The sequence below is a fragment of the Plantactinospora sp. WMMB334 genome (genome assembly GCF_049179095.1).
Lineage (GTDB): Bacteria > Actinomycetota > Actinomycetes > Mycobacteriales > Micromonosporaceae > Plantactinospora.
Window position 1 is genome coordinate 7,726,442 of sequence record NZ_JBMHME010000002.1, and the last position, 15,310, is coordinate 7,741,751.

General features: G+C 72.5%; 13 protein-coding genes. 8 read left to right on the plus strand and 5 right to left on the minus strand.

The features are described 5' to 3' along the window. Position 1: 1 nt before the first annotated feature. The 6 genes from ACN27G_RS33530 (at position 2) to ACN27G_RS33555 (ending at position 7,064) form a co-directional block, all read left to right on the plus strand. Positions 2-2,596 carry an Hsp70 family protein gene (locus tag ACN27G_RS33530; protein ID WP_421496646.1) on the plus strand — a complete coding sequence of 865 codons (2,595 nt, stop codon included), beginning with the start codon at positions 2-4 and terminating at the stop codon, positions 2,594-2,596. Positions 2,597-2,768: 172 nt separating this feature from the next. Further along, on the plus strand, positions 2,769-4,307 hold the full coding sequence (locus tag ACN27G_RS33535) for an ATP-binding protein (protein WP_421496647.1): 1,539 nt from the start codon (positions 2,769-2,771) through the stop codon (positions 4,305-4,307). 27 nt (positions 4,308-4,334) lie between these two features. Continuing rightward, positions 4,335-4,739 carry a roadblock/LC7 domain-containing protein gene (locus tag ACN27G_RS33540; protein WP_421496648.1) on the plus strand — a complete coding sequence of 135 codons (405 nt, stop codon included), beginning with the start codon at positions 4,335-4,337 and terminating at the stop codon, positions 4,737-4,739. A 48-nt stretch (positions 4,740-4,787) separates the two neighbouring features. Further along, positions 4,788-5,159: a DUF742 domain-containing protein gene (locus ACN27G_RS33545; RefSeq protein ID WP_421496649.1), complete on the plus strand. Its 372-nt coding sequence runs from the start codon at positions 4,788-4,790 to the stop codon at positions 5,157-5,159. Then, positions 5,140-5,769 (plus strand): GTP-binding protein, encoded by a 630-nt coding sequence (locus tag ACN27G_RS33550; RefSeq protein ID WP_421496650.1) that lies wholly within the window; start codon positions 5,140-5,142, stop codon positions 5,767-5,769. Before ACN27G_RS33545 ends, ACN27G_RS33550 begins: the two co-directional genes overlap by 20 nt. Beyond that, positions 5,766-7,064 carry a cytochrome P450 gene (locus ACN27G_RS33555; RefSeq protein WP_421496651.1) on the plus strand — a complete coding sequence of 433 codons (1,299 nt, stop codon included), beginning with the start codon at positions 5,766-5,768 and terminating at the stop codon, positions 7,062-7,064. Before ACN27G_RS33550 ends, ACN27G_RS33555 begins: the two co-directional genes overlap by 4 nt. A 16-nt stretch (positions 7,065-7,080) precedes the next feature. On the opposite strand, the gene ACN27G_RS33560 is transcribed toward ACN27G_RS33555, so the two are convergent. The 5 genes from ACN27G_RS33560 to ACN27G_RS33580 form a co-directional block, all read right to left on the minus strand. After that, positions 7,081-7,716 carry a hypothetical protein gene (locus ACN27G_RS33560; RefSeq protein ID WP_421496652.1) on the minus strand — a complete coding sequence of 212 codons (636 nt, stop codon included), beginning with the start codon at positions 7,714-7,716 and terminating at the stop codon, positions 7,081-7,083. Between the two features lie 25 nt (positions 7,717-7,741). Continuing rightward, on the minus strand, positions 7,742-8,617 hold the full coding sequence (locus tag ACN27G_RS33565; RefSeq protein ID WP_421496653.1) for a carbohydrate ABC transporter permease: 876 nt from the start codon (positions 8,615-8,617) through the stop codon (positions 7,742-7,744). Beyond that, complete coding sequence (locus tag ACN27G_RS33570) at positions 8,617-9,600, minus strand: carbohydrate ABC transporter permease (protein ID WP_421496654.1); 984 nt, start codon at positions 9,598-9,600, stop codon at positions 8,617-8,619. Before ACN27G_RS33570 ends, ACN27G_RS33565 begins: the two co-directional genes overlap by 1 nt. Before the next feature lie 79 nt (positions 9,601-9,679). Beyond that, positions 9,680-11,026, minus strand: a complete 1,347-nt coding sequence (locus ACN27G_RS33575) for an ABC transporter substrate-binding protein (protein WP_421496655.1) — start codon at positions 11,024-11,026, stop codon at positions 9,680-9,682. Positions 11,027-11,044: 18 nt separating this feature from the next. Beyond that, a complete protein-coding gene (locus tag ACN27G_RS33580) occupies positions 11,045-12,181 on the minus strand; it encodes a LacI family DNA-binding transcriptional regulator (protein WP_421496656.1) in 1,137 nt (378 codons plus the stop codon). Positions 12,182-12,442: 261 nt separating this feature from the next. On the opposite strand from ACN27G_RS33580, the gene ACN27G_RS33585 reads away from it, so the two are divergent. Then, positions 12,443-13,768, plus strand: coding sequence for a Gfo/Idh/MocA family protein (locus ACN27G_RS33585; protein ID WP_421496657.1), 1,326 nt, complete (start codon positions 12,443-12,445; stop codon positions 13,766-13,768). A gap of 82 nt (positions 13,769-13,850) precedes the next feature. Continuing rightward, positions 13,851-15,287, plus strand: a complete 1,437-nt coding sequence (gene uxaC, locus ACN27G_RS33590; protein ID WP_421496658.1) for a glucuronate isomerase — start codon at positions 13,851-13,853, stop codon at positions 15,285-15,287. The last annotated feature ends 23 nt before the right edge of the window (positions 15,288-15,310 follow it).

The window sequence follows — 15,310 nt, forward strand, 5'->3', positions numbered from 1 at the left end:
CATGGCGGGACAGGACGGGGGCTACGGGCTCGGCGTCGATCTCGGGACCTCGCACACGGTGGCGGTGCTGCGCTGGCCCGACGGGCGGACCCGGCCGCTGCTGCACGACGGGCAACCGATCCTGCCGTCCGGCGTCCTCGTCGACGCGGCCGGCCGGCCGCACGTCGGGCGGGACGCGCAGCGGTTGGCCCAGGCCGACCCGGGCCGCTACGAGCCGAACCCCAAGCGGCGGATCGACGAGCCGGCGGTGCTCCTCGGGGATCGGGAGGTTCCCACGGTGGAGCTGCTGGCCGCCGTGCTCGGCGCGGTGGCCGGCGCGGCGGTCGAGGCGGTCGGGTTCCTGCCGCCGGCCGTGCTGACCTGTCCGGCGACCTGGGGAGCCCGCCGCCGGGAGACCCTGGCCGCCGCCGTCGCCCGAGCCGGCTGGCCCCCGGTGGCGGCGGGTGGCACGCTGCTGGTGCCCGAGCCGGTCGCCGCCGCCCGCTACTTCGCCGACGTGCTGCGCCGGCCGGTGCCGGTCCGGTCGGCGCTGGCGGTCTTCGACTTCGGCGGCGGCACCCTGGACATCGCCGTGGTCCGCAACGAGGGCATCGGGGCCGGCGGCCGGACCCGGTTCGCGGTGGTCGGCGCGGGCGGGCTCGGCGACCTCGGCGGGCTCGACCTCGACGAGGCGCTGGTCGAGCACCTGGGCAGGACGATCAGGGCCGCGGACGCGTCGGTCTGGGAGCGGCTCGGTCGGCCAGCCACGGCCAGCCAGTGGCGCGGCCGGCGGCAGTTCTGGGACGACGTACGCGGGGCCAAGGAGATGCTCTCCCGGGCCGCGACCGCGCCGGTGCCGGTGCCCGGCGTCGAACAGGCGCTGCACCTGACCCGGGACGAGCTGGAGAGCGTCATCGCCCCGCTGCTGCGCCGGGGTGTTCTCGAGGCCGCCTCGGTGATCGCCCGCTGCGGGCTGAGCGTCCACCAGCTCGCCGGGCTCTTCCTGGTCGGCGGCTCGTCCCGGGTGCCGCTGGTGGCCCGGCTGCTGCACGCCGAGCTCGGGATCGCGCCGACCGTACTCGAACAGCCGGAGCTGCCGGTCGCCGAGGGCGCGCTCGCCGAACTCCCGGTGGCGGTGCCGGTGCCGCCGGGCGGCGCCCGGATGCCGACCTCACCGGCCGGTCCGACCTCACCGGCCGGTCCGACCTCACCGGCCGGTCCGGCTGTACCGGTCCGGCTGCCCGGTCCGGTACGCCGGCCGGCGGTCTGGATCGGCGCGGGCGCCCTGCTCGCACTGGTCGGAGTGGTCGTCACGGTGTTGCTCTACCTCAACCGGGAGCCTTATCCGGGTATCGACTTCGCGCCGTTCACCGAGATCGACCGGATCGCCATCCGGGAGGAGAATCCCTCCGCGCTCTTCACCGCCACCGCGGGGAAGCGGGCCTACGTCGCCTACCAGCGGGCCGACCAGCGGCTGGAGGTCGCCGTGCTGACGGCCGGGTCGGCGAAGGTCGAGCGGTGGTTCACCACCGGGGTCGCCGCCGAACGGTGGGCCTGGATCAAGGCGCTGCCGGAGGTGCTGCTGGTCCAGGCGGACGCGATCACCACAAGCGCGCCCCGGGACGTGATCGCCTTCGACCCGGCCAGCGGCGAACGGCTCTGGAGCCGGTCGGTCCGCGGCGACGACGAGTTCTACTTCTTCGACGACCGGGTCGTGTTGCTCGACGCGACCGCCGACACCCTGGTCGGGATCGACGCGCGCAGCGGTGACGGATGGACGCTGCAGAGCCCGAAGGGTGACTACGACAGCGACTCCGCCGTCCATCCGGTGCGGACCGCGCGGGAGGTGGGTGGGGCGGCCGAGCTGGACGGCGATCCGGCGCTGCCGAACCGCGGGGACGAGCCACGGCTCGTCCAGATCGGCGCGGACGACTCGATCCGGGTCGTCGACGTGCGCACCGGCCGGGTGCTGACGTCCCGGCCCGGTGCCGCCGACACCGACGATACGGTGCTGGCCTACGAGGGGCAGCTCTTCGTCGCCCCGTCGAACGACGGCTACGGACTGGCCCGTTACGACCTGGCCACCCTCGGCCCGCCGACCAGTATCTACACCGCCCCCGACAAGAGCCGCCGCCCGCTCGACCTGGAGCCCTGCGGTGAGCGGCAGGTCTGCCTGCTGGAGAACGCCGGCTCGGACGCCGCCACCACCGAACTGCTGGCGGTCCGGACCGACGGGGCCGGCAGCCAGGAGGCGGCCTGGCGCCGGGCGGTGCCGCAGGCGCGGGACCTGCAACCGGTCGGCGAGCACGCCCTGGTCCGGGCCGGTCCCGGCAACCCGGTGTCGCGGCTCTTCTCCACCGGCGGCGACGAGCTGCTCGACCGGGACGGGGTGGCCGTCCGGGTCGACGGCGGCAACCTGCTGGTCTTCGCCGAGGAGCCGGGTACGTACAGCCAGGACGCCAGCGTCGCCGGGGTGGTCGCCGGCTCCGGGGCGCTGACCGAGCTGGGCCAGCTCAAGCAGGTCAACACGGCCTCCTGCTCGTGGAACACCTCGGTGATCGTCTGCGGTGCCCGCTCCGAGTTCGTCGTCGCCCGGTTCACCGCCGCCGGGGCCTGAGCGGGGCACCGGATCGGTCCGGCCACAGCGGGCGAGCCCGCTTCGGGCGGGGGAAACTGTCCGGTCAGAGGGGGCGGTGTTCCCGACCCGATCGGGTACGATCCTGATCCACTGCGCGCCTGAACTGCGGTTTGGGGCTCCGTCCTGCCCGGATCTTCCGCCGAAGGTGAACATGACACCTCTGCTCTCGTCAGGTCGTCCCTCGCCCGGGGGCCGTTCGACGTGGTCCGCGATCCTCCTGCTCACCACCGTGGCCGGTGCCGCCGCCGCTGTCGGCGCGCTGGTCGGCGCCGGCGCGGCCGGTACGGCGTTGACGGTGCTGGCGGCGGCCGCCGCCGGGCTCTCCCTTGTGCTGCTGGTGACGCTGCGGCGCCGGCAGCGGGACGCCTGGGACGTCTTCGGCCAGCGCGAACGGGAGTTCGAGCGGCAGGTCCGCAGCTACCAGCAGCAGCTCGCGGAGCGGGAGACGCACTGGCGGAAGCGGGCCGAAGCGCGGTCGGCGGCGGTGGACAACGCCCTCGACCACCTGCTCCAGAACCGGCTTCCGGCGGTGCTGCACGGTGCGCCGGTACCCGCCGTACCACGCGATCCCGAGCTCGGCGAGCGGACGGCCGGCCTGGTGGACGGGGTCCTGGCCGAGACAGCGAGCGCACTGAAGCGTTCGGACGAGCGCGAGGAGTCGCTGCGGCTCGCGGTGGTGGCGCTCTCCCGGCGGGTGCAGACGGCGGCGCACTCCATCCAGGAGCAGGTGTCGCTGATGGCCGACCGGCACCAGCACGACCCGGACGTGGTCGAGTCGAGCATGCGGGTCGACCACGCCGCCGCACAGCAGGCCCGGCACGCCCAGAGCCTCGCCGTGCTCTGTGGAGAGTGGCCGGGGCAGCAGTGGCAGGAGCCGCTGGCCATGGTGGACGTGGTGCGCGCCGCCTCGGCCCGGATCCTCGCGTACCAGCGGATCGAGGTCTCCGGCGACCAGGACGTGGCGGTCGCCGCCGAGGTGGTGGAGCCGGTCGTCCACCTCGTCGCGGAGCTGCTGGCGAACGCGACCCAGTCCTCGCCGCCGGCCACCACCGTGCCGGTGACCGTCCGGCGGGTGCAGCGCGGTGCGGTCATCGAGATCGACGACGGCGGCATCGGCATGGACGACCACCGGCTGGAGCAGGCCCGGGAGACGGTCTCCGGGCGCCGCCCCGTCGGCCTGGCGGAGTTGGGCGAGATCCCGCAGACCGGGCTCGCCGTCGTCGGGCACTACGTCCGTCGGCACGGGTTCCGGGCCGACCTGAGCGAGTCGCCGTACGGCGGGGTGCGCGCCGTGGTGCTGATCCCGTCGACGGTCGTGGAGACCGTGGAGCCACCGGAGGCGGTCGCCGCCCGCCGGCCGGCTCGGACACCGGCGGAGCCGGCCGCGACACCGGACGCGCCGGGGCCCGGATCCGCCGGACCAGGGTCCACCGGAGCAGGGTCCGGCGAGGCCGAACCCGCCGCCACCGGCGCGACGCTGCCCCGGCGGCGATCCCGCCGTGCACAGGCCGCCTCCGCCGCGCCGGACGGGACCACCACCACCCGGGACGGTGCCGCCGTGCCGGACGAGGTCGTGGCAGCGGCGGCGGAGCCGTCCGATCCGAGTCCGGAGCAGGCCGGCTCCTGGATGGGCGCCTTCATCGCAGGTGGCCGCAGCGGCGGCGACCCAGGCCCGGCGGACGCGCGCTGACCGCGACAACCCCGGAGGATGGGAACGATGAGCATGACGCAAGACCAGAACTGGATGCTGGCAGAGGTGGTCTCGGTGCCGTACGTCCGGCACGCCGTGGTCCTCTCCGCCGACGGCCTGGCGATGGTCCGCTCCGAGCACACCGACCAGGACGTCGCCGACCGGCTCGCCGCCGCCTGCTCCGGGTTGCAGTCGCTGGGCCGCAGCATCGGCCGCGAGTTCGGCTCCGGGGGCCGTTCACTCCGCCACCTGATGATCGAGTTCGACGGCGGTTATCTCTTCGTCCGGCGGGCCGGGGACGGCTCGCACCTGGCGGTGGTGACCGAGCCCGCCGTCGACCCCGCCCTGATCGCCCACCAGATGCAGACCCAGGTCAACCGGATCGGCGAGCGCACCCTCGCCACGTCGGCGCGCCACGGCAGCACGGCATGACCGGGCGCGGCGGGGCCGGGTCATGACGGTGCGGGCCGGGCAGCGGCGATGAGCTCCTCCGACGAGCGGGGCGGCCACTACCGCGACTCGGCGCTGCGCCCGTACGTGCTGACGAGGGGGCGGGCCCGACCGTCGCGCAACACCATCGGCGTCGACACGCTGCTGATCGCGACCGGTCCGGCGCCGCCGCTGCCGATCTCGGCCGGGCGCCAGGAGCGTGCCCTGCTGGCGATGTGCCGGGGGCTGTTGTCGCTGGTCGAGGTCGCCGCCCGGCTGGAGTTACCGGTCAGCGTCGTACGCGTCCTCGCCAGCGACCTGGTCGACTCCGGCCACCTGACCGCGCGGGCCGGCAGTCCCCGCTCCGCGCAGCCGTCCACGGAACTACTGCAAGAGGTGCTCAATGGTCTCCGCGCACTCTGACGGCTACCTCCCCGGGACCGTCACCACGTCGGTGAAGATCCTCGTGGTCGGCAGCTTCGGGGTCGGTAAGACCACGCTGATCGGCGCGGTCAGCGAGATCACCCCACTTCGGACCGAGGAGGTCGTCACGCAGCTCAGCGAGGGCGTCGACGACCTGCGCGGCCTGGACGCGAAGCGGACCACCACGGTGGCGATGGACTTCGGCCGGATCACCCTGGGCGGGAGCCTGGCGCTCTACCTCTTCGGCACGCCCGGACAGCGGCGGTTCTGGGACCTCTGGGAGGGGCTCGCCGAGGGCGCCGTCGGCGTCCTGGTGCTGGTCGACACCCGGCCCGGCCGGCTGGAGGCCAGCTTCGAGGTCTTCGACCAACTGGAGCTCGGCTCCCAGTTGCCGTTCGTGGTGGCGGTCAACCACTTCCCGGACACGGTGCCGCATCCCGCCGACGAGTTGCGTGCCGCCCTGGACCTGCTGCCGGAGACGCCGGTCGTGGACTGCGACGCCCGGGACCGCACCTCGGCGCTGACCGCCCTGACCACCCTCGTCCAGCACGCCCTCGACGTCTCCACCACCAAGAAACCCGTCTCCTCCACCAAGGAAATGGTGTCGTGACCATCCCCACCGAGATCGGAGGCCCCGCCGGGACCGGAGGCCCCGCCGGGGCCGTACGCAGGCCGTTGCGCGAGCTGACCGGGCTGACACCGCTGGCCGCCACCACAGCCTGCCCCGACCCGCAACACGTCTTCGGGCGGCTCCGCGCCGAGCACGGCCCGGTCGCCCCCGTCGAGCTGGAACCGGGCGTGCACGCCTGGCTGGTCATGGGCTATCCGGAGATCCTCACGGTCACCCGGCAGGAGCAGCTCTATTCCTGCGACCCGAGCGACTGGTCGGCGCAGCACGACGGCAGCCTGCCGGCCGACTCGCTGCTGCGCCCGATGATGTCCCCCTACGACAACGCGTTCTTCGTCAATGGCGAGCGGCACCGCCGGCTGCGGGCGCCGATCGCCGGCGGGATGGCCGAGATCGACCAGCGGGCGATGCGCCGGGCGGTCGCGGCGCTCTGCACCGACGTGATCGGCTCCTTCGCCGGCCGGGGCGAGGCGGACCTGGTCGCCGACTACGCCGCGATCGTGCCGGTGCTGGCCGTCGCCGACCGGTTCGGCCTGGACGCGGTCGAGAGCCACGAACTCCAGGCCGGCCTGGCGGCGATGTTCGCCTGGGGCGCCGACGCGGTCGCCGCCCGGGAACGGGTGATGAAGATCCTCGCCGACGTCCTCGCGGCCCGCCGGGCCGTGCCCTCGGACGACCTCACCACCTATTTCGCCGAGCACCCGAACCTGCGCGACGACGCCGAGATCTACGACACCATGGTGCTGGTGCTGGTCGCCGCGAACGAGAACACCATGAGCTGCATCGCCCAGACGCTGCGGCTGATGCTCACCGACGAGCGGTTCGCCGGCCGGCTCCGGGGTGGGCGGCTCGGGGTGGACGACGCGATCGACGAGGTGCTGTGGCGGGATCCGCCGATGACCAACGCGCCGGCCCGGTACGCGCTGCGGGACACCGAGCTGGCCGGGCAGCCGGTCCGGCGCGGTGACGCGCTGATCCTCGGGCTGACCGCCGCGAACGCCGACCCCCGGATCCACGCCGGCGGCGAGCCCTGGCGGGAGGTGGGCAACCGGGCGCACCTCTCCTGGGGCGCCGGCCCGCACGCCTGCCCGGCGCAGATCCCGGCCCGGCTGATCATCCGTACCGCCGTCGAGACGGTCCTGCACCTGCTGCCCGGCGTCCGGCTGGCGGTCCCGCCGGAGAAGCTGGAATCGGTCCCCTCGCCGTGGGGCCGGACGCCGGACTCGATCCCGGTACGCTTCGTCCCCGTCGCGCGGCAGCAGCCCGGGACCGACTGACCGGGGAGAAGCGGTGCTATTCCGGCGTGCTCGCCAGGGCGGATCCGGCGACCCGGCGGATCGCCGTGTGCAGCCCGAAGAGGGTGTAGCCGACGAGCAGCGGGGTGAGCACCGGCAGCACCAGCGCGCAGAGCAGGGCGGCGAGCGTGACCGTGCCGGCGCCGGCGAGCAGGGCCACCGGCCGGGCCGCCGCGATCCGGGCCGCACCGCGCACGGCGCGGCGCCAGCCCTGCCCGCCCTGCCGGCCGAGCCGCATCACGGTCAGCCCGGCGAAACCGCCGGCCGCCACCGCCAGCGCGACGGTGACCGCGACCAGCACCGGCCCGCCCGGCACAGCGCCCCGACCCAATGCCAGCAGGTTCAGCGCGAGTACGCCGGCCACGACCCCGGCCACCGCCGTGGCCCCGGCGCCGGGCAGCAGCGTACGCCCGAAGCCGCGCAGTGCCGCCCGCGTGCCGGGCCAGGACCCGGTCTCGATCCAGTGGTGCAGGGCGGCGCTGGCGGTGCCGACGGCGGCTCCGGCGGTGACCACCGGCACCGCCGCCAGCGTGGTGAGGATGCCGAGCAGCGCCAGGTCGGCCCCGTTGCGCAGGGTGTCACGCCAGTCGGGCCGGGCCTCCGGGGCGGGCTGCTCCGGCCAGTTCGCGGTCATCCCCCGAGTCTGCACGGTGCCGCCCTCAGCCCTTCAGGCCGCTGGTGTTGATGCCCTGCACCAGCATGCGCTGGAAGGCGAGGAAGAAGACGAAGACCGGCAGCAGCGAGAGGACCGACATCGCGAACATCGGCCCGAGCGACGTCTGCCCGCTGGAGTCGATGAAGAGCCGCAGCCCGATCGGCACCGTGTAGCTGGTCGGGCTGGGCAGGTAGACGAGCTGGGTGAAGAAGTCGTTCCAGGTCCAGATGAAGGAGAAGATCGCCGTGGTGACCAGCGCCGGCCGGCTCAGCGGCAGGATCACGTGCCGGAACACCCCGTACGGCGAGCAACCGTCGATCTTGGCAGCGTCGTCCAGTTCGCGCGGGATGCCGCGCATGAACTGCACCATCAGGAAGACGAAGAACGCCTCGGTGGCGAGCAGCTTCGGCACGATCAGCGGCAGCGGGGTGTCGATCCAGCCGAAGTAGTTGAACATCACGTACTGCGGCACGATCAGCACGTGGCTGGGGAGCAGCAGCGTGCCGATCATGATGGCGAACCACGCCCTGCGCAGCCGGAACCGCAGCCGGGCGAAGGCGTACGCGGCGACCAGGCAGGAGACCGCGTTGGCGACCACGGTGGCGAGGGCGATCATCGTGCTGTTCAGGAAGAACCGGCCGAAGCTCAGGTTTCTGATGTATCCCCAGCCGTCCGGATAGTTGGCCCAGGTCACGTCCTGCGGGACGACGGAGAGGTTGCTGACCACCTCGGTCGGTGACTTCAGCGACGAGCCGACCATCCAGAGCAGCGGATAGAGCACGAAGCCGAGCACGCCGACCAGCACGAGGACCCGGACGACGCCCCGGGAGCGGCGGCGGGTCGCGGGGGCGGGGGTGGCCCGCACTGCCTGGACTGCCATCAGTCGTCTCCGTCGGAGTAGTGCACCCAGAACCGGCCGGTGCTGAAGAAGATCACGGTGATCACGGCGATGGCGAGCAGGAAGACCCAGCTCAGTGCCGACGCGTAGCCCATCCGGAACTCGCCGAAGCCCTGGTCGTAGATGTGCAGGGTGTAGAGCAGCGTGGAGTAGACCGGGCCGCCCGTGCCGTTGCTGATCACGTACGCCGAGGTGAAGCCCTGGAAGCCGTTGATCGTCTCCAGCACCAGGTTGAAGAAGATGACCGGGGAGAGCATCGGCAGCGTGACGTTCCAGAACTGGCGGAACGGGCCGGCGCCGTCGACCGAGGCGGCCTCGTAGAGCTCGGTCGGCACCTGCTTCAACCCGGCCAGGAAGATCACCATCGGGGCGCCGAACTGCCAGACGGCCAGCACCATCAACGTCTCCAGCGCCCACTGCGGATCGTTCACCCACGCCTCGCCCTGGATCCCGAAGAGCCCGAGGAAGCTGTTGAACGCGCCGTCGCCGCCGAACATGGCCCGCCAGACCAGGGCCAGCGCCACGCTGCCGCCGAGCAGCGAGGGCAGGTAGAAGAGACTCCGGAACAGGCCGACCCCGCGCCGCTCGCGGTTGAGCAGCAGCGCGACGCCGAGCGCGGCGGCGAGCTTGAGCGGTACGGCGATCAGGGCGTACGTCAGGGTGACGGTGACCGCGTGCCAGTACGCCGGGTCCTCGCCGAACATCCGCCGGTAGTTCTCCAGCCCGATCCACTCGATCGCGTCCCAACTGGAGAGCACGTCGTAGTTGGTGAAGCTGAGGTAGAGCGAGAAGAGCATCGGGAAGGCGGTGATCGCCATCAGGCCGATCAGCCACGGGGACAGGAAGACGTAACCGGCCACGCCCTCGGCGCGGTGCCGCCGCCGGCCGGCCCGGGTCGACCGGCGCGGGGTGCCGGCCGGTGCCGCGTCACCGGGACGTGGCTTGGCCGCCGTGGATACAGCCACGGGAGTGTTCTCCTCTCGGACGCTCCGACCCGGGGGCGGGGGACCGGCCGTGCCGTCCCCCGCCCCCCGGGCCGGACGGTCAGCCGGCGAGCGCCGCCTGGGCCTCGGCGAAGAACTGTTTCGCGGCGTCGGAGGGGGTGGCGCGGCCGTAGGTCACGCTCTCCGCGATGTCACGCAGCTTGTTGCGCAGGCCGCTGTGCCCCTTCGGCGGCGGCGTGGGCGCCGGGCCGAACTTGGGGGCCAGGGCGTTCTCGAAGGCCACGGTCGTCTTCATCGCCGGGTCGGTGAGGGTGGCCTCGATCGCCGTCCGGGTCTCCATGTTGGCGGGCAGGCCGCGGTCGACCCCGAAGATCTTGGCTACCTCCGGGTCGTTGACCAGGAAGTTGATGACGTCGGCCACCACCTCCGGGTGGTCGGTGCTGCGCGAGCCCGCCCAGTAGAGCGAGGCCCGCGCCCACTGACCCTTCGGGTCGCCGGGGTACGCCACCATGCCCAGCTCGTTCTTGGTGGCCTTCTGCAGCTCACCGAGCTGGTTGGACCACATGAACGAGGTGGCGGCCTTGCCGGTCACCACGAGCTGGGTGGCGACGCTGCCGGTGACCGCCTCGTGCACGACGTCGGCCGGCGGGGTGGCGTTCCTGGCCCGGGCCTCCTGCCAGAGCGTGAACCAGGCGGCGAGGTCGGCCTCGGTGAAGGCCAGCTTGTTGCCGTCGTAGAACTCCTTGCCCTGGGCGCGCAGCCAGAGCCAGAGCGCCTTGTAGTCGGAGCTGGTGTCCATGGTGCCCCAGTACTTGCCGCCGCCCTTGGCGGTCACCTCGGCGGCCCAGGTGAAGAACTGGTCGTAACTCCAGCCCTCCTGCGGCGCGCCGACGCCGAGTTCGGCGAGCTTCGTCCTGTCGTAGATCATGGCCGGGGTGTTCTCGCCGGTGGCGACCGCGACCTGCTTGCCGTCGATCTGCCCGTACCTGGTGAGGCTCTCGGCGTGCTTGGAGAGGTCGATCTTGCCGTCCTCGACGTACGGGGTCAGGTCGAGGGTGACGTTGCGGCCCGCGTACTCGGCCAGGCCGTTGTCGTCGATCTGGAAGATGTCCGGCGCGTTGCCACCGGCGGAGATGGTGGCGAGCTTGTCGTAGTAGCCGTCGAAGGCCTGCCAGACGGCGTTGATGGTGACGTTCGGGTTCTTCTGCTTGTAGAGGTCGAGGGCCTGCTGGGTCATCTCGGCCCGGGCCTCACCGCCCCACCAGAAGAACTCGATGCTGACCGGACCGCCCGGCTCCGCCTCGTCGTCGCCACAGGCGGTGGCGGTGCCGAGGACGAGGGGCAGGGTGACCATCGCGGCGGTGATGCGGAGCAGGCCTCGACGGTGCAGCGTACGGTGGCCACGCGCGGCAGGCGCGTTTGCCGTCGGGGGTGTGGCGGGGTGCATTGCGCTCACTCCTTGGCGTTAGGAGGCGACAACTTCGGGGGTGGCCGCGGTCGCGTCGCCCGGGTCCGGATGGCGGTTCGGACCCGGGTCGGCAGGAGTCGCCGCGCCGGACCGGCCGGCCGTAGCCGCCGGACCGACCCCCGTCGAGTCGCGGATGACCAACTCGGTCTGCAGCGTTACCTGTGCGGTGGTGCGACGGTCGTCGGTGGTGCCGGTCCGTCCGCCGCCGCGCCCGGCGCGTGCGGAGGAGGAACCGTCGTGTTGCAGGAGCATGTCGACGGCCGTCCGTCCGGCGGCCGCGGTCGGCGTGGCCACCGTCGTCAGTTTGGGCCGGGTGAGCCGGCTCAGCGCGATGTCGTCGATGCCGACGACGCTGATGTCCTGTGGCACCCGTAGCCCGAGTGAGTCGAGCCCTTCCATCAGGCCGATCGCCATCAGGTCGTTGTAGGCGAGCACCGCCGTGGCGCCGGCCCGGCGAACCTGCTCGGCCATTGCCACGCCGCCGCCCTCGGTGGGCGGGTTGGGGCCGAGTACGGTCAGCGTGGCGTCCGCGGCCCGGGCGGCGGCGGTGGCCGCCCGGCGGATCTCCCGGTTGGTCCACGAGCCGCGCGGCCCGCCGAGCAGGGCGAGCTCGCGGTGCCCGAGCCCGGTCAGGTGCTCGACGGCGAGCCGGGCGCCCTGGCCGACGTCCATCACCACCGCCGGCAGGCCGGTGACCTGGCGGTTGATCACGACCAGGGGCACCTCGCGGCTGAGCTGCTCGATCAGGCTGTTGCTCATCCGGGGACTGCAGAGCAGCACGCCGTCGACCTGCTTGGCCAGGGCGTGCACCAGGTCCTCCTCGACCGCCGGGTCCTCACTCGTGTCGGCGATGAAGATGTGGTAGTCGCGCTGCCGGGCCTGGCTCTCGGCCGCCTTGATCAGTGGTGGGAAGAACGGGTTGGCGATGTCGGCGATGATCAGCCCGATGTTGTGGGTGCGCCCGGTGATCAGCGCCCGGGCCGCCCGGTTGGGCCGGTAGCCGAGGTGCTCGGCGCAGGCCAGCACGCGGTTGCGGGTCTCCGGATTGACCAGATGCGGTGCCGAGAACGTCCGCGACACGGTGGAGATGTGCACTCCGGAGGCTCGCGCGACGTCGCGAATGGTGGCTGGCACGCAAGTCCTTCCCGTGGCTGCCGGTGTGTCTGCCATCGATGTGTCTGGTGTCACTTGGTTTGGTTGGCCAATTAATGCAAACGGTTGCTCGGGTGTCAACGGGGATCGGTTACGGGTTTGTTGCGTTCAGCAGCAGTGGGAGCACTCCCATACGGGCAAAAACGGGTAAAGGCCGCAGGTTTGTTCCGAGCCGTTGACGCGCGCCCGGCGCGCGTGGTTACTTCTCCTGCAAACCTTTGCAGTCAACGGAGGCGAGCTCGGATGTCGGTAACCCCGGGAAGGCAGCGCTTCGCCCTGGTCGGCACGGGCGCGCGGGCGGAGATGTTCGTCCGTGCCCTGGTGCTGGACCACCCGAACACGGCCGAACTCGTCGCCTTCGCCGACGTCAACCAGGCGCGGATGGACGCGCACAACAGGTGGCTCGCCGAACTCGACTTCGACCCGGTCCCGACCTACCTGGCCGGCGACTTCGCCTCCATGCTGGAGAAGGAGCGGGTCGACGTGGTCCTGGTGACCAGCGTCGACGCCACCCACGACGAGTACGTCGTCGCCGCGCTCCGGGCCGGCTGCGACGTGATCACCGAGAAGCCGATGACCACCGACGTGCCGAAGTGCGAGCGGATCCTGCGTGCCGTTGCGGAGACCGGCCGAAAGGTTTCGGTCGCCTTCAACTATCGCTACAACCCGTTGCACGAGAAGGTCCGGGAGGTGCTCGCCGAGGGCGCCATCGGCGAGATCGGCTCCGTCCACTTCGAGTGGCTGCTCGACGTGCGCCACGGCGCGGACTACTTCCGGCGCTGGCACCGGGACAAGGCCAACTCCGGCGGCCTGATGGTGCACAAGGCGAGCCACCACTTCGACCTGGTCAACTGGTGGCTGGCCGCGAAGCCGGTGCAGGTGTACGCCGCCGGCCGGCTCTTCTTCTACGGCGACGAGGCCGGGCGGCGGCACGGCTACGCCCGTCCGTACGACCGGGCGCACGGGGCGCCGGCCGCCGCGGACGACCCGTTCGCGCTGCACCTGGCCGACCATCCCCGGCTGCGCGCGCTCTACCTGGAGGCGGAGGCCGAGGACGGCTACCACCGCGACCAGAACGTCTTCGCCCCCGGGGTGACCATCGAGGACGACATGGCGGTGCTGGCCCGCTACGACAGCGGTGCCACCATGACCTACCACCTGACCGCCTACGCGCCCTGGGAGGGCTACCGGGTGATGTTCAACGGCAGCCGGGGCCGGCTCGAACTCGAGGTGGTGGAGAGCGACTTCGTCAGCCCGCAGGCCGCCGGCGAGCTGAAGGGTGCCGCGCTGCACGGCGTACAGGCCGCGGTGGAGGAGGGCTCGGCGCGGCTCACCCTGCGCCCGTTCTGGGAGCAGCCCCGCGAGGTGCCGGTCGCCGGCTACACCCGCACCGGCCACGGCGGCGCCGACGCCCGGATGACGGCGGTGCTCTTCGGCGGTCACAGCGACCCGATGAACCGGGCCGCCACCGCCCGGGACGGCGCCCTCGCGCTGCTCACCGGCCTGGCCGCGAACCGCTCCTTCGAGACCGGCCACCCCGTCCACGTCGCCGACCTGCTCACCCTCTAGGTGTAAGGAAGGGCCCCCTGTACAACAGAAAACGATAACGGGGGGCCCTTCCTTACACCTCCGACCCGCAAGGAGTTGGCTCGTGTCCGCATCGTCTGACCGGCCCGATCTGCTGTTCCCGTCCGAGCCCGGGCAGCGGGCGATCGCCCGCGAGCTGTACGCGCTCGTCCGGGACCGGCCGCTGATCTCGCCGCACGGGCACGTGGATCCGGGGATCCTCGCCGACGACGTCGCGTTCCCGGACCCGGCGCGGCTGATCATCGTGCCGGACCACTACCTGACCCGGATGCTGCTCAGCCAGGGGGTGACGCCGGCCGAGCTGGGGGTGCCGGCGGTGGACGGCGGGACGGTGGAGACCGACGGGCGGACCATCTGGCGGCGGTTCGCGGCGCACTGGCACCTGTTCCGGGGTACGCCGAGCCGGCTCTGGCTGGAGGAGACCTTCCGGAACGTCTTCGGGGTGACCACCCGGCTCGCCCCGGAGACCGCTGACGAGATCTACGACGCGATCGCGGCGCAGCTCGGGCAGCCCGAGTTCCGGCCCCGGGCGCTCTTCGAACGCTTCAACATCGAGGTGCTGGCCACCACCGAGTCGCCGCTGGACGACCTCGGCCGGCACGCCAAGCTCGCCGCCGACGGCTGGGGCGGGCCGGGCGGGCGGGTGGTCACCACCTTCCGCCCGGACAACGTGGTGGACATGGAGTTCGACGGCTGGGCCGACAACGTCGTACGCCTCGGCGAGGTGGCCGGCGAGGACACCGGGCGGTACGCCGGATACCTCGCCGCGCTGCGGCGGCGCCGCGAGGCGTTCATCGCCGCCGGGGCCACCTCCACCGACCACGGGCACCCGACCGCGCTGACCCTGCGGCTGAGCGAGGCCGAGGCGGCGACCCTCTACGAGCGCGGCCTGCGCGGCGAGGCGACCGCCGAGGACGCCGAGGCGTTCCGGGCGCACATGCTCGTCGAGTTCGCGACGATGTCCGTCGAGGACGGGTTGGTGATGCAGCTGCACCCCGGCTCGGTGCGCAACCACAACCGCCAGCTCCACGCCCGGCACGGCCGGGACGTCGGCGGCGACATCCCGCAGGCCACCGAGTACGTGCATGCGCTCACCCCGCTGCTGGACGCGTACGGCAACGACGCGCGGCTGCGGCTCGTCGTCTACACCCTGGACGAGTACACCTTCACCCGGGAGCTGGCGCCGCTGGCCGGCGGCTACCCGGCGCTCTACCTCGGCGCACCCTGGTGGTTCCTGGACTCGCCGGAGGTGCTGCGCCGGTTCCGCGAGGCGGTGACCGAGACCGCCGGCTTCTACAACACCGCCGGGTTCGTCGACGACACCCGGGCGTTCTGCTCCATCCCGGTACGCCACGACGTGGCCCGGCGGATCGACGCCGGCTTCCTGGCCCGGCTCGTCGCCGAGCAGCGGCTGCCGCTCGACGAGGCCGCCGAGACCATCGTCGACCTCGCGTACCACCTGCCCAAGAAGGTCTTCAAGCTCGGGGACGCCCGCCGGTGAGTGCGAGGAACGAGCGAGCGAAG